Origin of the sequence: Streptomyces sp. AcH 505, from assembly GCF_000818175.1 — a bacterium.
In the GTDB taxonomy this organism is placed as follows: Bacteria; Actinomycetota; Actinomycetes; order Streptomycetales; family Streptomycetaceae; genus Streptomyces.
This window is the reverse complement of the sequence record NZ_JTIY01000002.1, coordinates 1,031,433-1,054,076: the sequence shown is the minus strand read 5'-3', so window position 1 is coordinate 1,054,076 and position 22,644 is coordinate 1,031,433. Positions and strand designations below refer to the sequence as shown.

At 68.7% G+C, this 22,644-nt stretch carries 21 protein-coding genes; 11 read left to right on the top strand and 10 right to left on the bottom strand.

The window, feature by feature from the left end:
• Positions 1-28 precede the first annotated feature (28 nt).
• Positions 29-856 carry a type 1 glutamine amidotransferase domain-containing protein gene (locus HY68_RS34690; RefSeq protein WP_041999518.1) on the bottom strand — a complete coding sequence of 276 codons (828 nt, stop codon included), beginning with the start codon at positions 854-856 and terminating at the stop codon, positions 29-31.
• Between the two features lie 320 nt (positions 857-1,176).
• Here HY68_RS34690 and HY68_RS34685 point away from each other — a divergent pair, with 320 nt between their 5' ends.
• The 3 genes from HY68_RS34685 to HY68_RS34675 are packed head-to-tail and all read left to right on the top strand — an operon-like array spanning position 1,177 to position 6,231.
• Positions 1,177-3,144 carry a maltotransferase domain-containing protein gene (locus HY68_RS34685; protein ID WP_041999515.1) on the top strand — a complete coding sequence of 656 codons (1,968 nt, stop codon included), beginning with the start codon at positions 1,177-1,179 and terminating at the stop codon, positions 3,142-3,144.
• On the top strand, positions 3,137-4,831 hold the full coding sequence (treS, locus tag HY68_RS34680; RefSeq protein ID WP_041999513.1) for a maltose alpha-D-glucosyltransferase: 1,695 nt from the start codon (positions 3,137-3,139) through the stop codon (positions 4,829-4,831). Before HY68_RS34685 ends, treS begins: the two co-directional genes overlap by 8 nt.
• Positions 4,828-6,231 carry a hypothetical protein gene (locus HY68_RS34675; protein WP_041999511.1) on the top strand — a complete coding sequence of 468 codons (1,404 nt, stop codon included), beginning with the start codon at positions 4,828-4,830 and terminating at the stop codon, positions 6,229-6,231. Before treS ends, HY68_RS34675 begins: the two co-directional genes overlap by 4 nt.
• A gap of 136 nt (positions 6,232-6,367) precedes the next feature.
• Here the strand turns inward: HY68_RS34675 and HY68_RS34670 are convergent, their stop codons facing one another.
• Together HY68_RS34670 and HY68_RS34665 are read right to left on the bottom strand one after the other, a co-directional pair.
• Positions 6,368-6,796 (bottom strand): nuclear transport factor 2 family protein, encoded by a 429-nt coding sequence (locus HY68_RS34670; RefSeq protein WP_041999508.1) that lies wholly within the window; start codon positions 6,794-6,796, stop codon positions 6,368-6,370.
• An 85-nt stretch (positions 6,797-6,881) separates the two neighbouring features.
• Positions 6,882-7,778, bottom strand: a complete 897-nt coding sequence (locus tag HY68_RS34665; protein WP_041999505.1) for an aldo/keto reductase — start codon at positions 7,776-7,778, stop codon at positions 6,882-6,884.
• Positions 7,779-8,101: 323 nt separating this feature from the next.
• On the opposite strand from HY68_RS34665, the gene HY68_RS34660 reads away from it, so the two are divergent.
• The 3 genes from HY68_RS34660 to HY68_RS39800 are packed head-to-tail and all read left to right on the top strand — an operon-like array spanning position 8,102 to position 11,170.
• Complete coding sequence (locus HY68_RS34660; RefSeq protein ID WP_041999502.1) at positions 8,102-9,544, top strand: ankyrin repeat domain-containing protein; 1,443 nt, start codon at positions 8,102-8,104, stop codon at positions 9,542-9,544.
• 38 nt (positions 9,545-9,582) lie between these two features.
• Complete coding sequence (locus HY68_RS34655) at positions 9,583-10,533, top strand: NADP-dependent oxidoreductase (RefSeq protein ID WP_041999500.1); 951 nt, start codon at positions 9,583-9,585, stop codon at positions 10,531-10,533.
• Between the two features lie 13 nt (positions 10,534-10,546).
• Entirely contained in the window at positions 10,547-11,170 is a 624-nt protein-coding gene (locus HY68_RS39800; protein ID WP_052457463.1) for a tautomerase family protein, read from the top strand.
• 70 nt (positions 11,171-11,240) lie between these two features.
• Here HY68_RS39800 and HY68_RS34645 read toward each other — a convergent pair whose 3' ends face one another.
• Both HY68_RS34645 and HY68_RS34640 read right to left on the bottom strand, forming a co-directional pair.
• Positions 11,241-11,657, bottom strand: a complete 417-nt coding sequence (locus tag HY68_RS34645; protein WP_041999498.1) for a nuclear transport factor 2 family protein — start codon at positions 11,655-11,657, stop codon at positions 11,241-11,243.
• A 112-nt stretch (positions 11,658-11,769) separates the two neighbouring features.
• Positions 11,770-13,137: an MFS transporter gene (locus HY68_RS34640; RefSeq protein ID WP_277816790.1), complete on the bottom strand. Its 1,368-nt coding sequence runs from the start codon at positions 13,135-13,137 to the stop codon at positions 11,770-11,772.
• 415 nt (positions 13,138-13,552) lie between these two features.
• Between HY68_RS34640 and HY68_RS34635 the strand changes: the two genes are divergently transcribed.
• From HY68_RS34635 to HY68_RS34625, 3 genes are all read left to right on the top strand, one after another.
• Positions 13,553-13,861 (top strand): muconolactone Delta-isomerase family protein, encoded by a 309-nt coding sequence (locus HY68_RS34635; protein ID WP_041999492.1) that lies wholly within the window; start codon positions 13,553-13,555, stop codon positions 13,859-13,861.
• A gap of 56 nt (positions 13,862-13,917) precedes the next feature.
• A complete protein-coding gene (locus tag HY68_RS34630) occupies positions 13,918-14,610 on the top strand; it encodes an EthD family reductase (protein ID WP_041999489.1) in 693 nt (230 codons plus the stop codon).
• 170 nt (positions 14,611-14,780) lie between these two features.
• Positions 14,781-15,692 carry a helix-turn-helix transcriptional regulator gene (locus tag HY68_RS34625; protein WP_041999485.1) on the top strand — a complete coding sequence of 304 codons (912 nt, stop codon included), beginning with the start codon at positions 14,781-14,783 and terminating at the stop codon, positions 15,690-15,692.
• 119 nt (positions 15,693-15,811) lie between these two features.
• On the opposite strand, the gene HY68_RS34620 is transcribed toward HY68_RS34625, so the two are convergent.
• The 3 genes from HY68_RS34620 to HY68_RS34610 form a co-directional block, all read right to left on the bottom strand.
• A complete protein-coding gene (locus tag HY68_RS34620) occupies positions 15,812-16,402 on the bottom strand; it encodes a short chain dehydrogenase (RefSeq protein ID WP_042000758.1) in 591 nt (196 codons plus the stop codon).
• 132 nt (positions 16,403-16,534) lie between these two features.
• Complete coding sequence (locus tag HY68_RS34615) at positions 16,535-17,761, bottom strand: Cmx/CmrA family chloramphenicol efflux MFS transporter (protein WP_063779740.1); 1,227 nt, start codon at positions 17,759-17,761, stop codon at positions 16,535-16,537.
• Positions 17,762-17,914: 153 nt separating this feature from the next.
• On the bottom strand, positions 17,915-19,081 hold the full coding sequence (locus tag HY68_RS34610) for a transposase (RefSeq protein WP_078864086.1): 1,167 nt from the start codon (positions 19,079-19,081) through the stop codon (positions 17,915-17,917).
• A 210-nt stretch (positions 19,082-19,291) separates the two neighbouring features.
• Here HY68_RS34610 and HY68_RS34605 point away from each other — a divergent pair, with 210 nt between their 5' ends.
• Positions 19,292-19,918 carry a TetR/AcrR family transcriptional regulator gene (locus HY68_RS34605; RefSeq protein WP_052457461.1) on the top strand — a complete coding sequence of 209 codons (627 nt, stop codon included), beginning with the start codon at positions 19,292-19,294 and terminating at the stop codon, positions 19,916-19,918.
• Here the strand turns inward: HY68_RS34605 and HY68_RS34600 are convergent.
• Positions 19,905-20,864, bottom strand: coding sequence for an NAD-dependent epimerase/dehydratase family protein (locus HY68_RS34600; protein WP_041999483.1), 960 nt, complete (start codon positions 20,862-20,864; stop codon positions 19,905-19,907). The genes HY68_RS34605 and HY68_RS34600 overlap by 14 nt on opposite strands.
• Positions 20,861-21,484, bottom strand: a complete 624-nt coding sequence (locus tag HY68_RS34595; RefSeq protein WP_041999481.1) for a ScbR family autoregulator-binding transcription factor — start codon at positions 21,482-21,484, stop codon at positions 20,861-20,863. The genes HY68_RS34600 and HY68_RS34595 overlap by 4 nt, the downstream gene beginning before the upstream one ends.
• Positions 21,485-21,609: 125 nt before the next feature.
• On the opposite strand from HY68_RS34595, the gene HY68_RS34590 reads away from it, so the two are divergent.
• A complete protein-coding gene (locus HY68_RS34590; RefSeq protein ID WP_041999478.1) occupies positions 21,610-22,599 on the top strand; it encodes a ScbA/BarX family gamma-butyrolactone biosynthesis protein in 990 nt (329 codons plus the stop codon).
• Positions 22,600-22,644: the final 45 nt, after the last annotated feature.

The window sequence follows — 22,644 nt, the reverse complement described above, 5'->3', positions numbered from 1 at the left end:
CGGGAATCCTTTCCGAAGGTAGGGGATATTACCAGCCGTAGCGGCGCAGACCGTCTTCCAGGGTCTCCACCAGCTTTTCTCCGCCGAGAATCGAGTCCGGCGTCGAACGGGCCGTCACGAAGGGATAATCGACAAGGACAGACGTCTCCTTGCCCACATTCCCGTGGAACGCTCCTTCCGGCCCCGTGGCGTCCCGCAGGATGTACTCGAGCGGGTACGGCGGCGGGCCCATGTTGAAGTCCACCCCGATGAATCCAGTGCCGTCCTTGTAGTCGTACTCCTTGGGGTGACCGGTGACGTGCCTGCCCCACAGGATGCTCTCGCGGCTTTCCAGATCGCGAGCGAAGGCGAGGACGGCCACGCCGTAGCACTCGGCGAGGATCGGCTTGTCGGCGGCGGTGAAGGCGAGAACCACCTCGTGCAGCCGCTCGTTGTTGGCAAGGTCCACGATGGGGCCGGAGCCGCCGACGATGACGAGGGCATCGAAGCCCGACACCAGGTCGGTCAGCGAGGAGTCGAGTCGGCGGTGATAGTTCTCCAGCTCACGCAGGTGGTTCAGGGAGCTGTAATAGGGGCGCTCCGGCACCAGGTCCTGCAGGCTCAGCGGGTTGTCCAGGCGGGAGGACGCGTCGAGCTCGGACGCCCGGCGTGCCATGTCCCGAGTGGTGACCGACCTGCCCAGCGGAGGGTCGATGTACTCCGGGTCGACGCTCGGCGGGAGCGCCTGCGCCCGCTTCCCGGTCGGCGTCATGAACGTCACCTGGTAGCGGTGCTTGTCGAAGGCCTCGATCGGGCCGACGAGTTCCTCCCCCCAATAACCGTACTCGGACAGGACGACAAGAATCCTCTTCGACATTATCTTCTCCGTCGTTTGCGGAAGGAGATACCTTCCGGAATGCTCCGCGATCTCGGGGATTCACGTCCCTGCTGCGGGCTATTCGAGTAGAGCAGGACGGCCGACGGGCGAGCAACAGCACCGGCCCCCGATGAGGCCACTTCGGCAAGTTAACCCAGTGGTGGTAGGGACAATCCCGCATTCCCGCACGGCATGGATCAGGAGACTTGCACGAGTTGACGCAGTGCAATCGGCCCGGCCGACAAAAAGCGGTCCTGCGTGGTCCGGCTCTGCAGAATTACCCGAGGTATTCGCAGGTTCTTGTGGAAGGAGTGGGAGCATTGACCGGCAGATTTGCCATCACGGACGTGGCACCAGCGGTGGATGTAGGCGGCTACCCCGCCAAGGCGGTGGTGGGCGAGCACGTCCCGGTGAGCGCGACGGTGTGGCGCGAGGGCCACGAGGCCGTTGCCGCCGGCGTCGTGTGGCGCCATTCGGAGACCCAGGACACGGTGGTGCGGGTGCCCATGGCCCTCACCGACCAGGGTCTGGACCGTTGGGAGGCCACGGTCGTCCCCGACCGGGAGGGTATGTGGCTCTACCACGTCGAGGCGTGGGGAGATCCGTGGGCCAGCTGGCTCCACGCCGTCCGCGCCAAGACGGAGGCGGGCTGGCAGGCGGAGCGGCTGGCGGCCGACCTGGAGACGGGGGCGCGGCTCCTGGAACGGCTGGCGGCGGAGAGCGGCGAGCCGCAGACCCCACTGCTCGCCGCGGCCCGGCTCCGGCGCGGTGATCTCGAACTGACGCGGCGGCTGGGTCCGGCCCTCAGCACGGAGATCGCCTCACTCGTCAGCCGGAACCCGTTGCGGGACCTGCTGACACCGGGGACGGTGCATCACGTCTGGGCCGACCGCGTCCGGGCGCTGCACGGCGCCTGGTACGAAATGTTCCCCCGCTCCACCGGAGGCACGGACAGCGCCGGCTCCCCCGTGCACGGCACCTTCGCCACCGCGGCGAAGGACTTGCCGCGCGTGGCCGGTATGGGGTTCGACGTGGTCTATCTGCCGCCGGTGAGTCCCATCGGCCGCACGCATCGCAAGGGCCCCAACAACGCATTGTGTGCCGGTCCCGACGACGTGGGCTCACCGTGGGCGGTGGGCGCTGCGGAGGGCGGTCACGACGCCGTGCACCCCGCGCTCGGCACCCTGGACGACTTCGACGCGTTCGTCGAGGCGGCCAGGGGTCTGGAGATGGAGGTCGCACTCGACCTCGCCTTCCAGTGTTCGCCGGACCACCCGTGGGTCACCAGCCACCCCGAGTGGTTCACCACACGCCCGGACGGGGGTATCGCGTTCGCGGAGAATCCGCCCAAGTCCTACGAGGACATCTACCCGTTGAACTTCGACAACGACCCGGACGGGCTGTGGCCCGAACTGCTGCGCGTCACCTTGTTCTGGGCCGCCCACGGGGTGCGTATCTTCCGCGTCGACAACCCGCACACCAAACCGCCGGCGTTCTGGGACTATCTGATCTGGCGGGTCAAGGACACCTACCCGGACGCCCTGTTCCTCGCCGAGGCCTTCACCAGACCGGCCGTGCTCCAAGGACTGGCCAAGGTCGGCTTCACGCAGTCGTACACCTATTTCACCTGGCGCACCTCCAAGCGCGAACTCACCTCCTACGCCCGGGAACTGGCCGAGGGGGCGGACTTCCTCCGGCCGAACCTCTTCGTCAACACCCCTGACATCCTTCAGCAGGCCCTGCAGTCGGGCGGCCCCGCCATGTTCGCCCTGCGGGCCGCGCTCGCCGCCACCCTCTCGCCGGCCTGGGGCGTCTACTCCGGCTACGAGCTCTACGAGCACCGGGCCGTACGCCAGGGCTCCGAGGAGTACCTCGACTCGGAGAAGTACCAGCTGCGGCCCCGCGACCACGCGGCCGCCGAACGTCAGGACCGTACACTCGCGCCGTGGGTCACCCGTCTCAACATGGTGCGCCGCGCCCACCCGGCCCTTCAGCAGCTGCGGCGGATCCACTTCCTCGACGTCGACAACGACGCGTTGCTCGCCTACGTCAAGACCGATCCCGGGTCGGCGGACGCTGTGCTGTGCGTGGTCACCCTCGACCCGCACGAGGTCCAGAAAGGCACGGTACGCGGCGCACTGTCCCCGCCGGCGTTCGGACCGGCGCGCCGACTGACGTTGCGGGACGAGATCACCGGCGAGGTGAGCGAGTGGAGCGACAGCCACGAGATCCTCGTCGACCCGGCTCGCGCGACGGCACAGATATGGAGTGTGGTGACCCATGGCTGAGACGACCGTGCCCACTGCGTCGGACCAGCCGGACTGGTTCCGGACCGGGGTCTTCTACGAAGTGCTCGCCCGCTCCTTCGCCGACAGCGACGGCGACGGTACGGGGGACCTCAAGGGCCTCACCGACAAGCTTGATTACCTGCAATGGCTCGGTGTCGACTGTCTTTGGCTGCCGCCGTTCTTCGCCTCGCCCCTGCGGGACGGCGGCTACGACATCAGCGACTACCGCACCGTGCTGCGCGAGTTCGGCCGCATAGACGACTTCGTCACACTGCTGGAGGCGGCCCACTCACGGGGCATCAGAGTCATCATCGACCTGGTCATGAACCATACGTCCGACGCGCACCCCTGGTTCCAGCAGTCCCGCAGCGACCCCCAGGGCCCCTACGGCGACTTCTACATGTGGGCCGACGACGACCGGGGTTACTCCCAGGCCCGGATCATCTTCGTGGACACCGAGAGTTCCAACTGGACGTACGACCCGGTGCGCCGTCAGTACTACTGGCACCGCTTCTTCTCCCACCAGCCGGACCTCAACTACGACAACCCGCGCGTGCGGGACGCCATGCTCGACGTGCTGCGGTTCTGGCTGGACCTGGGCATCGACGGCTTCCGCCTGGACGCCGTACCGTACCTCTTCGCCCGCGAGAACACCGACTGCGAGAACCTGCCCGAGACCCACGACTTCCTGAAAATGGTGCGCAAGGTCGTCGACGACGAGTATCCGGGCCGGGTGCTGCTCGCCGAGGCCAACCAGTGGCCCCGTGACGCCGTGGACTACTTCGGCGACCCGGCGGCCGGCGGGGACGAGTGCCACCTGGCCTTCCACTTCCCGCTGATGCCGCGGATCTTCATGGCCGTACGGCAGGAAAGCCGGCTGCCGATCTCCGACATCCTCGCCGCCACCCCGGACATCCCGAGCGGCAGCCAATGGGTCATCTTCCTGCGCAACCACGACGAACTGACCCTGGAGATGGTCACCGACGAGGAACGCGACTACATGTGGGCCAACTACGCCCACGATCCTCGGATGCGGGCCAACATCGGGATCCGCAGACGCCTCGCCCCGCTCCTGGACAACGACCGCGACCAGATCGAGCTGTGCACCACACTGCTGCTGTCGCTGCCCGGCAGCCCCATCCTGTACTACGGGGACGAGATCGGCATGGGCGACAACATCTGGCTCAACGACCGGGACGCGGTGCGCACCCCCATGCAGTGGTCACCCGACCGCAACGCGGGGTTCTCCACCGCGGACCCCGGCCGGCTGCGGCTGCCCGTCAACATGGACGCCGTCTACGGTTATCAGTCCGTCAACGTCGAGGCACAGTTGAAGACGCCCGCGTCGCTGTTGCACTGGACCCGGCGCATGCTCGCAATCCGCCGTGCCCACCACGCGTTCGGACTCGGCACCTACCGGGAGCTGGCCACCTCCAACAAGAAGGTGCTCGCGTACGTCCGGGAGTACAAGAGGGACGACGGCACCCGGGACACCGTGGTGTGCGTCAACAACCTTTCGGCCTCCCCGCAGCCCGTCTCGCTGCACCTGCCCGCGGAGCCAGGCACCATCCCGGTCGAGCTCACCGGAGGCACGAAATTCGCACCGGTCGACGACACGCCGTACCGGCTCACGCTCTCCGGTTACGGCACCTACTGGCTGGCGCTGACAGCGGAGGAGGACCAGTGAGCGCTCCCCTCCCGAGCGCGTCGGCCGTTCTGCGGTCGGCCGAGGTCCGCCGGGGCCTGGCAGCCTGGCTGCCCGAGCAGCGCTGGTTCGCGGGCTCAGGCGGCACGCCGGCGGGGCTGAGGGTGACCGGTGTGCACCGCTTCACCCACGACTCGGCCGACGCGAGCTCCGCCGGCGCGTTCGTCCATGCCCATGTCCGGGGCGACGGCGGCGCTGACGGGACGACCTACCTTCTCGCGCTGGGGATGACCCGCGGCACGGTCGTTCCGGTGGGCAGCAGCCTGGTGGCGCGCGTCGGCGCCATCACCGTGTACGACGCGCTCAGCGACGCGGCTCTCGTCAACGCCCTTGTCCGGCACATCGTGGAGGGCCGCACGATGGACGGCGTGAGCTACCGCCCCGAGGGGCATGCCGGCCCCGCCCCGCGGGCGGGACTGCCGGTGCGGCCGCTCGCCGCCGAGCAGAGCAACAGCTCCGTCATCGCCGGGGAGCAGTACATTCTCAAGCTGTTCCGGCGGCCGGGGCCCGGCCCGAGTGCCGACCTGACGGTGCACCGGCTGTTGAGGGACGCCGGCTCACCGCATGTCACACCCTTGCTGGGGGCGGTGGAGGATGCCGCGACGGGCGCCACGCTCGCCACGCTGCAACGGTTCCTGCCGGACGCGGTGGACGGCTGGGCCCTCGCGGTGGAGGCCGCACGCGGCGCCGACGCGGTACACACGCGTTTCCCCGCGCAGATGCGGGACCTCGGCACGGCGGTCGCGGCCGTCCACCGCGATCTGGCCCGTGCGGGCGGCCAGGTGATCATGGGACCGGGCCACTACCGGCGGATGTCGGAGGTGTTCTCGCAGCGTCTGGAGCACGCGTTGGAGGAGTGTCCGCGGCTCGAACCGCTGGCAGCACCGCTCCGTGCGGCCTTCGCCTCGGTCGCGGCCCTGCGCCCCGCCGTACCCCGCGTCGCCCACCCTATCCATGGCGACCTGCACCTGGGACAGACCCTCAGGACCGGGACCGGATGGCTGCTGCTCGACTTCGAGGGTGAGCCGCTGGCATCCCCCGCGCAGCGGACCGGCCGTCACTCGCCGCTTCGGGACGTGGCGGGGATGCTCCGCTCCTTCGACTACGCGGCACACCACGACCCCACCGAGCGGCTGACGGCGGTCGACGGGTCGCAGGATGACGACACCGGCGCCCTGCCCTGGTCGCGTCGGCTCCGGCGGGAATTCCTGCGGGGCTACACCGCGGGACGTCCGCTTCAGGCGGATCTGCTCACGGTGCTGCGTGCCTGCGAACTGGACAAGGCTGTCTACGAGGTGTTGTACGAGACGCGGCACCGGCCGCACTGGACACGGATACCGCTGGCGGCGCTGGATCGGGAACTCACCGCGGCAGGCCGGTGACGCACGTCGGAGATTCGCCGCACCTAGGGCCTGTCGTCCGAATCAGGCCGGATCAGGCCGGATCAGGCCCTAGGAGCGTGGGGAGCCCGCGCGCCGCACGATTTCGGGGTCGGGCGAGCGCGGGCTCCCCAGAGGCTCAGGCCAGGCGGTCCGGGAGTGCCGCGAGGCTGAAGTTGGACCAGACGAAGGAGTCCATCTGGTGCTGGTCGCCGCTGAGGTTGATGACGCGATCGACCTTGCCGTCCGCGCCGAAATGCCAGACCAGGGCCCAGATGGTGTCGACCTTGCCGACGCCCTCGGTGGACCAGCCGCGGTGCACGTCGACGACGTATTCCTCGTTGGCCCCCAGGAACAGCGGGTCCGCCTGGAAGCCGGTCTTGCCGAGCTGCTCGAAGAAGGAGCGCACCTCGGTGATGCCGTGCTTGGTGCCCGCCAGGGGGTGGTGGCCGGGAATCGTCCACTCGATGTCCTGGGAGAGGACCTGCGCGATGCCGTCCACGTCGTTGTCCGCGTACGCCGTGAAGAACCGCTCGATGGCTTCGATCTTGGGATCTTTGGTGCTCATTGTTCCTCCATGGATATCACTCGGGTGAGGGGTGGTTCGGGGGCCCGTGTGGTCGGTGTGGTCGGTGTGGGCGGGCACGTTCGGCTCAGGCGGTCTTGGTCAGTCGGTCGAACTGTTCCTGTGTCAGTCGGACCTTCGCCGCGTCCTGGTTCTCCGCCAGATGCGCGAGCGACCTCGTCCCCGGGATCGGCAGGACGCACGGTGACCGGTGCAGCAGCCAGGCGAGTGCCACCTGTCCCGGCGTCGCGCCGGTCTCGCGGGCGACCTCGGCCAGTGGGCTGTCCGGGCTCGCGTGAGCGCCGATCGCCAGTGGGAAGTAGGCGAGGAAGGCGATCTCCCTGGCGGCGCAGTAGTCCACAACGGCATCGTTGTCGAGATCCGTGACGTTGTAGCGGCTCTGGATCGCGGCGATGGGGGCAGTGCGTACGGCCTCTTCGATCTCCCCGATCGTCACCTCGCTGAGCCCGATGTGCCGCACCTTGCCCTGCTCCCGTAGTTCGCCCAGCGCGCCGATCTGTTCGGCGAGCGGCACCTGGGGATCGACGCGGTGCAGGAACAACAGGTCCAGGTGATCCGCCTTGAGCCGGCGAAGGCTCAGCTCGCACTGCTGCTTGAGGTATTCGGGGCGTCCCAGCGGAATCCATTCACCCGGCGAGGGACGGACCACACCTGACTTGGTGGAGATGACCGTGCCGGCCTTGTAGGGGAAGAGCGCGGAAGCGATCAGTTCCTCATTGGCTCCCACACCGTACGAGTCGGCCGTGTCGAAGAGGTCGACACCGAGCTCGACGGCCCGTCGCAGGACGGCGCGGGCGTTCTCGGGATCGTCCGGTCCGGTCCACACGAGCGACTCGCTGCTGTGCCCGGCTCCTTCGGCGAGCCGCATGGCTCCGAATCCGAGCCGGTTGACTGTGAGATTTCCGCCGATCGAGAACGTGAGCGCGGCCGTCGCACCGGACGGCTCCGTGGGCATCTGTTCCATACGCCTGACTCTAAGGGGACGTGCGGGACGGACCGAATCATCGAAGGCGACTTCGCCAAGTCGCCCCGCGCGGTGGTGACTCAGCGGGAACGGGTCGGCCGATAAAGTCAACTCCCATATGTCGATGGGCATTCACGGCTGGTGATTGGCATGGAACGCGTCACTCCATAGCCTGGGAAAGGTCAGGCGGCCGGCGAATTTCCCCTCCGCGCAGCGCGTACGGCACACCGGCGGCTCCGCGATCCGCCGGGACCGGTCGGGTGGCTCGCCCCTCATTTCCCTCTTCTTCCTCACGGCGTCAGCCGTGCCTTCGGAGGTTTCCCATGCAGAGCGAACAGACGCGCGCCATCCTTGAGGAGTGGTTCGACGCGATCGGCAAAGGCGACGGTGAGAAGATCATCGCCGCCCTTTCTCCGTCCGTCGTCTTCGAACTCCCGAAGGACAAATGGAACGCGGTGATCGGCTACCTCGGCACGCATGTCGGACGTAGCGCCGTCGCCGAGGCGTTCCGGATCCGTGCCGAGACCACCGAAGTACTCCAGTACCAGCTCCGCGAGCTCGTGGTGGACGGCGGAACGGCCTACGCACGGATCTACACCAAGGCCCGGCACACCCGCACGCTGGTCCCCTTCGAGATCGAGGACAGCCATCGTCTGGAACTCGACGAGCAGGGCCGGATCGCCCGTTGGAAGGTCTGGTTCGATCCCAACGGGGAGATCGCTGCCTTTACCGCCGACCGGGACGCCCGCCTGCTCGACGCGGTGGGCAAGGGGTCGTCACATGAGGTCCGTGCCCTTCTTGAGATCGGTGCCAATCCCGATTTCCGTGACTCCGAGTCGGGCCTGACCGCCCTTCAGACAGCTGCCGGCCGGGGCCATGCCAACCTGGTGCACATCCTGATCGGCGCGGGCGCCGACGTGCACACCACCGACGCCCGGGCCGGGGGTACGGCCCTGCACAAGGCGGTGCAGGGCGGAGACCTGGCGACGGTGACCACGCTGGTCGAGGCGGGGAGCTTCGTCGACGCGGTCGCGCCCACCACGGGGCACACCCCGTTGATGGACGCGCTCTGGTACAAGTGGCCCGACATCGTCGGTTACCTCCTGGAGCAGAACGCCGGTCTCGGGCTTTCCACGCACTACGGGTTCTCGATGCGGGAACACTTCGAGTACGAGCTGAACGTCAACACGCGCGGCAAGGAGAAGCTGCTGGAAGCCGAGCGGCTTCTCCGGCAGCGCACCGAGAGCGACGAGCGACGCAGTGCCGAACACGCGCTCCTGACCGCGGTCAACGCGGGCGACACGCACACCGTTCGAAACCTGCTGCGCGAGGATACCGACGTCGATCGTCGCTTCCCTGTGGTCAACGGCTTCAACGACGCGCACACAGCGCTTCTGGTCGCCGCCAGGGACGGACGCACCGAGATGGTCCGCGCGCTGATCGCGGCCGGCGCCGACGTCAACGCCACAGAGCCGACGTTCGGGGCCGTCCCGCTGCACAAGGCCGTCTACAACGGCCACGCCGACATCACCCGAATCTTGGTCGAGGCAGCGGGCATCGACCTCGACTTCCAGGGCGCCACGAACGGCTACACCCCGCTGCACGACGCCCTGTGGCATGGCTACGAAGACTGCGCCGACGTGCTGATCGAGGCGGGGGCCCGGCGTGACCTGGTGGGTCACGACGGGAAGACCCCGCGCGACATCGCCGTCGATTCCTTCGGGCGCGACCACCGTTTGGTCAAGGCGCTGGACCAGCACTCCTGAACCCACTCCGTACGACGGAAGAAAAGGAGAGAGCCACCATGGCCATGACCATGCGAGCGGTTCGCCAACATACCTTCGGCGGCCCGCAGGTGCTGCGGATCGACCGGGCGCCCCGCCCGGAGCCGCTGTGGACAGAGGTCCTCGTAAGGGTCAGCGCCGCGGGCGTCAACCCGGTGGACGCGAAGACCCGTGAGGGCGGCGGCATTTCGTCGGCGCAGGGCGGCCTCCCGATGACTCTGGGCTGGGACGTGTCGGGAGTCGTGGAGGAGGTCGGCTCCGGCGTCACCCGGTTCGCCCCGGGCGACGAGGTGTACGGGATGGTCAACTTCCCGAGGGTCGGCGCCGGCTATGCCGAGTACGTGACCGCGGACTCCGGCCAGCTCGGCCGCAAGCCCGGTTCCCTCACCCACACCGAGGCGGCGGCGTTGCCGCTCGCCGCGCTGACGGCCTGGCAGAGCCTGGTCAACGTAGGGGGCGTGGGGCCAGGGTCCAGGGTCCTGGTGCACGGCGCCGCCGGCGGGCTGGGGCACCTGGCGGTGCAGATCGCCCGCGCGCGGGGGGCCGCGTATCTGTACGGCACGGTGCGCGGCGACGCCTCGGCGTTGCGGGCCATGGGCCTGGACGAGCCGATCGACTACACCCGCGCCCGCTTCGAGAACGCCGCCCACGACGTGGACGTGGTGATCGACACGGTGGCCGGCGAGTACGGTCTGCGCTCGCTGGACACCATGCGCTCCGGGGGCGTCCTGGTCTCCCTGCCGGAACCGCCGGAGCCGCAGGCCGTGCGTGAGGCCGAACGACGCGGCCTGCGGGCGGTGTCCCTGACCGTCGAAGCCGACCGTGCCGATCTGGAGTCGATCACCGCCCTGGTGGAAGCGGGTGCGCTGCGCCCGACGCTGGCCGAGGTGCTGCCGCTCGACCAGGCAGCGAAGGCGCACGAGTTGATCGAGTCCGGCCATGTCCACGGCAAGATCGTCCTGACGGTCTGAGAGGAGCGTTACGATGCCGATCATTCGCGTCAGCCTGCTGGAAGGCTGGACCACGGAACAAAAAGCAGAGGTCGCCCGCGAGCTGACGGAGTCCCTCGTCTCCGTGCTCGGCGAGGTGTCCCGTCCCTACATCTACGCCGTCGTGGAGGAGATGCAGGCCGGCGCCGTCGCCTTCGGCGGCAACGTGATCACCCACGAGATGAATCTCGAGGCCCTGGCCACCTCGGCCCTTCAGCACCAGAAGGTGGTGAACGCCCGGCGGACGGAGGAAGCCTACGATGCCCTGGCGAGCGGGAACCGGCAGCTCATCGCGGGCTACTGGGACGACGACGTGGCCTGGTCGGTGCCCGGCAGTCACCCGCTCTCGGGCGTCAAGAAGGGGATCGGGGAACTGCTCGCCTTCCGCGTCGCACAGGAGCGGCTGACCGGCGGCACCTTCCGTGCCGAACGGAGCCACCCCCTCGTGGACGGCACGACGGTGGTGGTGCGTCTGCGCGAGGCGGCGGTGCGGGAGAACGGACACAGCCTGGCGGTCGACGCGCTGCACACCCTGGAGTGGGCGGACGGGCGCATCGTCTCCGGCGGTGAGGCGTTCGTGGGCACCGCGGCGGCGGACAACGACGCCTTCTGGAGCTGACCCCTGCCGGAGTTGATGAAGGGGCGCCGTCGAAGGACGGCGCCCCTTTCGGGTGCGAGCAGGTGTGTCACTACGGCGACGTGGGGTTGAAGTACTCCACGAAGCGGCTGATCCGCCCGGTGGCGTCGAACTCGAAGATGCCGACGTTCTCGTTGCGGTACGAACCTCCGTCTGCGAGATCGCCGTGCGGAAACCAGCGGGCGAGGAAGCGGCCCGGGTCCAGCAGCGGTTGGATCTCCGTGGCCGGATAGCGCAGCCGGACGTACTTCGCCGCCTCGGCCGCGTAGTGGCGGTGCAAATCCTCGCGGCCGTACAGGGCGCGCGCCGCGCTCTCGGCGGCGTAGGGGGCCGACACCTCGCAGTCGGGGGCCCACAGCTCTATCCACGCGTCGATGTCGAGGGCTTCCAGCAGACGGAAGTACCGCGTGAGGGCGTCGTGGTTACGGGCGCGTATCTCCTCGTCCGTGCCGGTGGCGGATTTCTGCATGTCGAGTCCTTTCGTCGCGCCGTCCGCGACGCGGTCACGGCACCGCGCCGGAGGGGGCCGGGCGGGGCCGGACGCAAGCGTGCGCGGAACGGCAGGTCCGACCGCGGGCGGGTCAGCCGGCTTCCGCCACGGGACGGCGCAAGCAGACCAGGGCCAGTACGGCGCCGACGAGGCAGACGATGCCCGCGGTCAGCATGGCTACGTGCAGACCGCCGAGCGTGGCCAGCGTGGACGTCGTCGTCGCGGCGAGAGCGTTGCTGCGCGCGGTGACGATAGCGGCAAGGCTGGCGGTCCCGATGGCTCCGAGGAACTGCGGCAGCTGCGAAAGGCCGCCGGCGATGCCCTGCTCGTCGTCACGGAGCCCCGACGTCATGGTGGTGATGAAGGCAACCACGGTCAGCACGTGCCCGAACCCCATGGCGCCGGAGGTGACCAGCAGAAGCGCCAAGCCGCCGTGCGCCGGCAGGAAGAACATCAGAGCCGTGCCGACACCCTGCACGAGCAGGCCGGTGAACATCGTCTCCACGTTGCCCAGAGCCGCGATGATCCTGGCCGCGAACATGCCGCCCACGAGAGCGGTGAGCCCCTCGGCGAGGAACCCGGCACCGGTGGCGAGGGCCGAGTAGCCCAGTACGTCCTGCATGTAGAGGCTGAGCAGGACGGACGTGCCGCCGCACATGCCCAGGGTGATGAAGCCCAGCAGCCCGCTCCACTTGACCGTCGGCCTGTTGAGCAGCGCCAACGGGATCAGCGGGTCCGGGTGGCGCCGCTCGGCCAGAAGGAACACCGCCAGCGCCACGACGGCCAAAACGAGCGAGGCCAGCGTGAAGGCACTGCCCCAGCCGGCCTGGGCACCGGTCGAGATGCCGTACACCAGGGCGAACAGGCCGATCATCGCCAGGGCCGCCCCCGGAACGTCCAGTCGGGCGCGGGAGCGCGTGTCGGTCCGGGGAAGCAGGACAAGGGCGCCGGCCAGCACCAGGGCGCCGATGATCACCAGAATCAGCATGGTCCAACGCCAGCTGAGCCCGCTGGTGATCACCCCGCCGGCGAGTGTGCCGACCACGAAACCGAGGGAGAGCACGGCACCGTTGATGCCCAGAGCCCTCGTACGGCGTGGGCCCTCGGGGAAGACCGTCGTCATCAGCGCGATCGCCGTCGGGGCGATCATGGAGGCGGCCACGCCCTGTCCCACCCGGGCGGCGATCAGCATCGCCGGCCCGACCGCCAGCCCGGCGAACAGCGAGAACACCGCGAACAGGGCGACGCCCACGGTGAACAGGCGGCGTCGGCCGACCATGTCGGATATCCGGCTGAACAGCGGAAGCAGACTCGCGGTCGGCAGCAGACAGGCCGTCGACACCCACTGGAGCGACCCGGTGTCGGCGAAGTGCAGGCCACGGCCGATGGCAGGCAGGGCGACGGTGACCACCGAGTAGTCCAGGCCGGTCATGAACGTGGCACCGCAGAGAGTGAACAGGACCAGCCAGCCTCGGAGTCCGAGGTCCGTCGTCCCCTCCTCTCCGGTTGTCGCACTCTTCGTATCGGTTGCCGCCATCGGAACGCCTCTCACAGGAAATCGGCGGGGCCACCCTGGCCCCTGCGCGGGACAGGTCTACAGACTGGAGCGGACAGCAGGCCTTACCCAGACGTCTGTTGGGGGTACATCTGTCAGGTGCAGGATCGAGGGGCCGGCGGCTGCGGAAGAGGCTTCGCCCTCGCGGTCCTGGCCGAGACAGCCGCACGGCACGGAACCCACTGCGTCAACTTGCCGAGAAATACGCGCTTCATCTCTTCTTTCTTCTCCTAACGGCATCGCGTGCGGTTACATCGACAGCGTTCCGGCGGATCCGTTCGGGATTGCCGCCGACGTCCGCACGCCCCCGGGAGTCATCTTGCTTTTCTATGTCCAGATGAAGTGGAAGCACGAAGGCCGCATCACACTCGACGAGTTGTGGGAGATCGAGCAGGAAGAGGCCGAGCACGCCCAGGAAACGGTCGACTCAGGTTTCTGCGTGGGTATCTGGAAAGTCGCGGCACAGAAGCGTGTCCTTGCCATCATCGATTCCCCGGACGCGGAGGAACTCGACCGGACGGCACTCGGCCGACTCCCGATGCGCGAATTCCTCGAATTCGAAGAGGTGTGGCCCCTGCGGGACTATCTCGGGTTCGCGGAGGACGTCAAGCGCCGCTACCGCGTCTGACCGACGATACCCCTCACCGCCTCGATTCACCGAAGATACCGACGAGAGGAATCACCATGATCCATCAGCTCATTTTCGCCGCCCCGAAGCCCGGCATGAGTGAAGCGGATTTTCACCGCTACTGGGTGGAACAGCACGCGGTGCGCTTCGCCGCCAAGATCCCGCAGATCCGGAAGTACGCCGTCGACACAACACTTGCCGTGAACGGTATCGGTGAGCCGTTGTGGAACGGCATCGCCGAGATCTGGCTGAAGAACGAGGAGGAGCAGCTCGCCTCCCTGCAGACGCCCGAGTTCCTTCAGGGCGCGCGGCTGGACGAACCGAACTGGGCCGCCTTCTGGCGCACCGTGGTCCTCGACACCGACACGGAGACGGTGGTCAAGGGCGCGCCGGAGAACACCGTGCAGCCCGGGGTCAAGCTCGTACTGCTCGCCAAGAGGCGTGAGGGCACGGGCACAGAGGAGTTCCGGCGGCACAGCCGCACGGTGCACGCTCCGCTGGTGGCCCGGATCCCGGGTCTTGCCCGCTACGACCAGTCCTTCACCCGGGACTCCTGGTACGGCATCAGCGAGCCGCCGTTCGACGCCGCGTACCACCTCTGGTTCGACAGTCCAACGATCCTTGAGGCGGCGGTGAGGTCCGCCCAGTACGCCGCCGTGGAGGCAGACTTCAAGAATTTCGTCAACGAGCGCTACCTGCACGCCATGGCTGTCCGGGAGAACTGGGTCGTCGGCCCCGAACCGCGCTGAGCGTCAGCCGCCGGCCTCCCCCGGCCCCTGTTGCCCGCCAGTGACCGGTCCCGGCAGGGAGCACATGCCGGGACGGCCGTGGTACGGGAGCCCGTCGGCCAGGACACTGATTCTGCCTGCACCTGACAGGTGCAGGCAGAATCAGTGCGTGAGAGGGCATGGTGGAGGATATGGACCGCCGATCAGAGCTTGGTGAATTCCTGCGCACCCGACGGGCCCGGCTGAGGCCGGAGGAAGTCGGTCTCTCCGACTACGGCGGTCGACGGCGCGTGCCCGGCCTGCGCCGTGAGGAGCTGGCCCAACTCGCCGGCGTGAGCGCCGGCTACTACACACGGCTGGAACAAGGCCAGAGTCCCAACGCCTCTGACGCGGTCCTCGACGCGATCGCCCGTGTCCTGCGGCTCGACGAGGCCGAACGCTCCCATCTGCACAGCCTCGCCCGGTACCGGCCGCCCAAGCCACGCCGCCACCCGCGTCCCGAGCAGCTTCGCCCCGGCGTACAGCTGCTGATCGACGGGTTCGGGGACCTGCCCGCCCTGGTGATCGGCCGCAGCACCGACGTCCTGGCCTGGAACCGCACGGCCCACACGCTGCTGGCCAGTCACCTGCCGTTCGAGGGCCCCTGGCAGCCGAGGCAGCGGCCCAACATCGCGCGGCTGATCTTTTTGGACCCGCACACGCGGGAGCTGTACGCGGACTGGCGTTCCAAGGCCCGGGACACCGTGGCGGATCTGCGGCTGATCGCGGACCGGTATCCCGACGACCTCGTGCTGACCGAGCTGATCGGCGAACTCACGATGAAGAGCGAGGAGTTCGCCGCGCTGTGGGCGTCGCACCCGGTACACAGGTGCGTACCGCACCTCACCCGGGAGTTCCGCCATCCACTGGTCGGGACGCTGACGCTCAACAACGAGTTGCTGGACCTGTCCACCGACGCGGGTCAGCGGATGGCTGTCTTCACTGCGGACCCGGGCTCTCCCTCGGCCGCGGCTCTGGCCCTGCTCGCCGACCTGTGCGGCCCGGACGTCGGCGCCGGGAAGACGGCCGGTGACACCTCTGCGACGCCTCTCCCGGCGCAGTAGAAGCACGGCATGTCCGCTCCCGCCCGCACGCGGAGCGATCCTCGACCGGGGCGGCGCCCCTTCCGCCGCCCCGGCACCCCGGCCCGGACCGAGGACGCACTGTCCCTGCGCCCTTGTGTTCACGGGGCTCCCACCGCGAGCGTCAGACCGCGTTCCCTGCCTTCCACGAGGTCCGCGTAGGCGCGCGCGACCTCGGCGGCGGGCACGCCACGGGCGGGATCCTCGCCCAGTGCCCGCAAGGTCTCACGCACCCACCCTGGACTGACCGCGTTCAGCCGGACCCCGGCCGGCATCTCCATCGCCGCCGCGTACACGAAGGCTTCGACGCCCGCGTTGATCACATGTCCCGGGGCGCTGCCCACCACCGGCTCCTGGAAGTAGCCACTGGTCAGTGTGATCGAACCGCCTCTTCGCAGCAACGGCGCGGCACTACGGACGAGTTCCGCCTGGCCGATCAGTTTCTCCCGCAACCCGTCCCAGAACTCGCCCGAGCCGCCGAACAAGGGGGCCATCCCCCCGGCGGCCGCGCAGCACACCACGGCATCGAGATCCCCGACCTGTGCCAGCAGGGCTTCGACGGTGGCCGAGTCGGCCATATCGACCGTGAGGGGACCCGAACGCGACGCCCGCAACACCTCGTGACGCTTGCTCAACGCGGCGCACACCGCTCCACCGATAGTACCCGTCGCACCAATCACCAAGATCTTCATCACAATCCCGTTCTCCCAGGTGACTTCCGCGGGCACGTCATGCCCAGGAGACAAGCCTGGCGGAATGCGACGAAGTAAGCCATCCCCCTCACAGAGGTACATCTACGATGACTACCTTCAGCGCCCGTACCCTCAGAACGAGGCGTCAGATCCGCGCCGCGGCATGTGCTCACGCCGAGATCCGTCGTCCGGGCGACCGGCCGCCTCGACCGGTGTCACGTCGCGCAGCCGGAACCAGCCCATGACCAGGAGCGCCACCCCCATGAGTACCGCGCTCCCCCAAATGGGCGAGCGGTACCCGAGCCCTGCGTCCATGCCGAGACCGCCGACGAGCGGCCCGAGTGCCGCGCCGACATTGAACGCGGCAGTCGAGAATCCACCGCCGAGCATCGGTGCCTCCCAGGCCGTCTCCAGGGCACGGGCGACGAGGGTGGACCCCACCGCGAACCACAACATGCCCAGGAAGAAGAGCAGCACCAACGTGGCCACCATATCGGTGACGGCGAAGGAAAGCGCCACCCAGCCCAGGAGAAGCACCGCACTACCAAATCCGATCACCTGGCGGGGACGAACGTCCGCCAGCCGGCCACCGATATTCGCCCCGAGGAAAGCGCCGAACCCGAACAGAGCCAGCACCGCGGGAACCCAGCCATGAGGAACTCTGGTGACGTGCACCACGATGGACGACACATAGGTGAACGTGCAGAAGGTGGCCGCATTGACGGTCGCGGCGAGCAGCAGTACCAAAATGACCGGCGGTCGTTTGAGGGCGCGCATCTCCCGCCGGACGCCGGGCCGTTGGCCGGCTTTTTCGATGGAGGCGGGAACCGAACGCATCGTGGCGACGACAGCCGGCACGGAAATGATGCTTACCGCCCAGAATGCCGCCCGCCATCCCCACAGCTCCCCCAGTTCCGCCCCGGCGGGGACTCCGATCACACAGGCGACCGTCACCCCGCCGAGCAGCACCGATGTCGCTCGGCCGCGCAACCGGGGCTCGACCAGCGCAGCGGCCGCCGACAGTCCCACGGCGAGAAATCCGGCATTGGCGACCGCCGCGACACCCCGCGTTACGAGAAGCAGCCAGAAATCCTCACTCAACGCGCCGACGACATGGGAGAGCAAGAACACTGAAAGACAGGACAGCAAGGCACGTCGACGTGGCCAGCCGATACTGACGGCGGCCATGAGCGGTGCCCCCACCACCATTCCAACTGCGAACAGCGACGTCAGCACACCTGCTGAAGAAAGGGAAACACCCATGTCGTGCGCGATATCAGGAGTGAGTCCGGACAGCATGTACTCCGACGTCCCCTGTGCGAAGGTGGCCAAGCCGAGGACATACACCACGAACGGCATACGGAAACTCCCTCTTCCGCTTCATACCGGAAAACAAGACACCGTCAGTGCATCACGCACCAGGCGAAAGACCGGCTTCGCGGAGTCTTACCGGCGCATTCTTGGCAAGTCCTGCGCCCGCCGCCGCAGCACCGGCCGGATCCCGCCGAACGCTCAGGCCACACGCATCAGTTCAGGAGCCGGCCGCCTGGCGGGCGCGACACCGCCGAGGAGATGAAAGGCGTGGGCGGCGGAGACCAGCGTCATATGATGATGCCACCCGGGATAGGAACGCCCCTCGAAGTCCCGCAGCCCCCCGTCACGACGCATGGAACGCAAGGCCAGGCGTGCCCGCGCCGGCGCTCCCGCGAGCCGGAGGATTTCGGCCGGTTTCTCGTTCACGAGGTCGGCCACCACCGCGTACGGCGCCTGCTTGAGCTGCTCCGGGTAGCCGAGGACGAGCCGGTGGAGCTGACCGTCCGGTCTGAGCCGGACCGTGCAGGCGCGCACCTGGTGCCGGCCGGGAGCGGGAGGGGCCGCGAGGTCCGCCGCCGGACCGGGGAACGAGGCGCGGCGTACGAGCTGGCCCACCGTCACCGGCCGTTCGGAGCCGCCCGCCGGGAAGACAACGGCGCTCTCGGGAACCCGGGCCACAAACCCCTCACCCGACTCCGACAGCAGGCCCAGGAGTCTGCCACCCCGCGGCGTCCCGGTCAGATCGGTCACGAACGGCGGCCGGTACCCTCCGCCGGGCTCCCGCGCGGTCCGGAGAAAATCACGGACACAGTCCTCGGCGCTGGGCGGTTCGTGCTCGTCGGGGATGCGGGCGGATTCACGCAGGCCCTGATCGGTCCGCCACCGCCCGGGGAGCACCAGCCTCCAGTCGATCGGCAGCGCCACACCCTCACCGTCCAGGAAAAGGCCGACACCGAGCTGGCAGTTGACCGTGCGGTGAGCCTCGTCGCTGTAGCGCTGGTGCACTCCCACCGAATGGCTGCCCCGCTTGGGGAGTTCGGCGACGGCGACCGTCCAGCTCGACACCGCGGCGCGTTCCGCGACCCAGTACGCGAGAGCACGCCGCACCGGACGCCAGTCCCAGGGACTGTCGTTGAGGAACTGCTGCAGCGCCTGGGAGGTCCTCGGGGACGAGGAGACCACGGCCGCCATCCGCCGCAGCGACTTCTTGCCCGGGGTGGCGAGCAGGCCCGTCATGTACTCCCTGGCCCGTGCGCGCTGATCCGATCGCGGCAGGTCGACGAAGATCCGGTCGACGAACCGCGCCACCGCACCCGTATCAGGCGTAATGGCTCCGTCGCGACAGATGTCGGCGCTGTCCTGCACAACTCATCCTCCGGGACGCTGTGGTCGGGTGTACAAACATAGAGAGCACTCTCTTTGTTTTCCAGCGACTTCCGGAAGACGCAGGGTGACTTGAGCAAGTTATGACCATGTCGGCGCGCGGGGCGGTTACGGTCCCTCCGGCGGCTCACGGCTTACACGTCCGCCCCGCACCGTCGCCTGCGGGAGGAGACCTGCGGGAGGCAGTTGACGATGGCGGGGCACGCCGAGCAGACGCGGGCCGTCCGGACACGCGGGCGGATCGTCGAAAGCGCGGCCGGCGGCTTCGCCGCGCACGGCTACGACGGCACATCCCTGGCTCACGTGTGCGCCACCGCCGAGGTCACCATGGGCGCGCTGACGTTCCACTTCCCGACCAAGGCGTCTCTGGCCCGCGCGGTCTGCGCCTCGGGACTCCGCCGGGCCCATGAGGCCGTCGCGGGAGAGGACAACGGCGGCGCCCCGCTGCGCTCGGTCGGCCGGGCGGTGCTGGCGCTGTCCGTCCTGCTGTCGGAAGAGGATTCGGTGAAGGCCACCGCCCGGCTCGCGGCGGAACAGCCGTCGCTGCAGGTGGACTGGCACGGGAGTTGGTTCGCGTCGGTCCGCGCCCAGCTCTACCAGGCCCAGGCCCTGCGTGAGCTGCGGCCGGGTGTCGATCCCGAGACGGCGACCGTGCTCGTGGCGAGCCTGGTGGCCGCAGTGCAGACCGGCCTGCTGTCGGCCGCCGACCCGCGGAGAGACGGCGCGCCCTCACCCGTGGCGGAACAGGTGACGAGGCTGTGGCAGTCCCTGCTGGGCGGAATCGGCTCACCCTCGGGCAACGCGGTCAGGTGGCACTGACTCCGGCGGCCCTGCGGTACCAGGCGGCGCTCCGCGCGAGTCGGGCAAGCGGGCCGGGGCCCGGGTCGACACCCAGCAGCGTCCAGACTCTGTCACTGAGGTAGTGGTGATCCAGCGTCAGCAGTTCCAGCTGTCGGTCACCGAACCTGCCCGTCGAGCGCCGCAGCAGGGTACGGCAGCTCTCCCAGCTGGCCGCGCCGTCCGCGGGGGCCGCCAGGCCGTGCCGGCTCAGTTCCTCCCGTAAGGCGGCGGTGCTGACCGCGCGGGGGTGCGCGGCGTGCTGAACCCCTTGGCAGGGACGGGCGCCGGTGGCGGAGGCGGCCACGAGGCGCGCGAGGTCGTCCACGTCCACCACCGACTGCAGTCCGGTCCCGTGGCCCCACTGCGGCGGGACACGGCGGGTGAGTTCGGCGATCGCGGGCACGACCCACGCGTCGCCCCGTCCGACGATCAGGTTGGGGCGCAGTACGAGTCCGCCGGCGCCGAGGGTGAAACTCTCGGCGGCCAGCCGGCTCGCGCTGGCCACCGACGAGGGGGCCGGCCGCAGATCCCGCACATCCACCCCGCGATGCGGTCCAGGCCCGTACACCGCCGATGTGGAGACCTGCACGATTCGCTCCACGCCGGCGTCGGCCGCCTCGCGCATGAGGAACATGGTGCCGTCGATATTGACGGCACGGCACAGTTCCGCGTCCTTACCCACATAGGACACGGCGTGTACGAGGGCGTCCGCGCCCGCGAGCAGGCCGCGCACGCCCGCCGGATCGCTCACGTCGGCGGACACCCGGCGCACGGCGCCGTCCTGGTCCTCGGGGACCGCCCGTCGCGAGACGGCGACGATCCTGACCGGCCGGCCGCCTGGCCCCGCGGTCATGGCCAGCCGCCGCAGGACGGCCGACCCGACGAAACCGGTCGCCCCGGTCAGTACAACGTTCCACGGCTTCACATGCGCCCCTCGTCCAGACTCCGTCCGATCCTCAGCGCACTGGAAACCGGGGGCTCCGCCACGGCCGGCAGCAAATACGTCCACAGATCGGTGATGCGCTCCACGAGGTCCTGATGCCGGGCGCTGATCCGGGACAGCAACTGCACCCCGCTGTAGGCGCCCACCAGGATCCGGGCGAACTGGGCGGGCACCACACCCTCGCGAAGCTGCCCCAGCGCCTGCGCGGCGATCAGTTCGTCCTTGAACGCCTCTATCCACAACAGGTAGGGGGCATCGTCCTCAAGGCCGAACGCCCCCTGTTCGATCGACAGTCGGACCCCGGCACGGAACAGGACGTTCCGCTGCAGCTCGCGCGCGAGCACGAACGTCCTGTCGATGAGGTGCTGCAATCCGAGCGGACCGGGCACCGCCGGCAGGTCCGCGGCCTGCTCGGCCATGACCGCACGGGCGAGTTCATCTTTGGATGCAAAATGGAAGTAAAGAGCACCCATGGTGCAGCCGGCCCTGCCGACGATCTTGGTGGTACTCGTGCCCGCGTATCCATGCTGGTCAAACTCCTCGGCGGCCGCACGGACCAGTGCCGTCCTGGTCTTCACCGCCCGCTGTTGCTGTGGATGCACGTACCAATTCCCCTCGACAAAGAAACAGAGCGCTCTCTAGGTTATGGAGCGAAGTCGAATTTGCCTCCACATCGACCAGTACTTCACGCACCTCCCACCGGTTCACCTCCCCTGAGAGGTCCTTGATGCCTGCCGCCGACCCCGCACCCCTGCCCGGCCCGCACCCCAACGACGGTACCCCCACGCCACAGTCGGCGAAGGTACCGAGGGCGCTCGTGCACAAGAAGGACGAGGCCCAGGTACTCCTGCAGAACTGGCGGCACACGGGCGACGACACCTTCGCCGCGGTAGCCCGATGGCCCCTCTTTCCCCTCGCCGCCGACAGCCCCTACGACGAGACGCTTCTCGCCGAGAGCGTGCGGCAGTGCATACCGCTGGTCAGTCACACCGGCTACGGGGCGCCCCTCGACCACCGCCAGATATGGGAACACTTCCGCCTCACCCTGCACCCCGCGGCATTACGTGAGAACACCGGTTCCGAGGCACTGGACCTGCGCGTGCACTGCGAGGACATCACGCGCCGCCGTGACCGTCTCGCCTCACTGACCATGCACGTGCGCATGTACCGCGGCACCGAGCACATCGGCACGGCTGACACCCGCTTCCACAACCAGCCGCCCGCCCTTTATCAGCGGCTTCGCGGACACCGCGGCGACGCTCACCTCGCCATGGCGAACGCTCCCCGTCCGTCGGCGCCGCTCCCACCGCACCTCGTTGGACGCACACACGACAAAGACGTCGTCCTCGCCCCGACCGGCCGACCCGACCGATGGCAACTGCGCGTCGACGTCACCCACCCGCTCTACTTCGACCACCCCATGGACCACGTACCCGGCATGATCCTCCTCGAAGCCGCCCACCAGGCGGCGGCACACGCCCTCCACCCCCACCCCGCCACACTCTCCGCGCTACACGCCCAATTCCACCACTACGTCGAACTCGACGCTCCTTGCTGGATCCAAGCCACCACCACCGAACTTCCCCACAACCGCGCGCACGTGCACATCACCGCCCGGCAGAACGACCAAGCGGTCTTTACTGCCGCCCTCACCACTCACGCCCCCGCACAGACACAGCGCTCAACCACCAACCACGCCGCCTCCCAGTCGCTCTGACGCGCTGTCGACGCCGAACCGGGCCCGCACACGGCCCAAGCACTA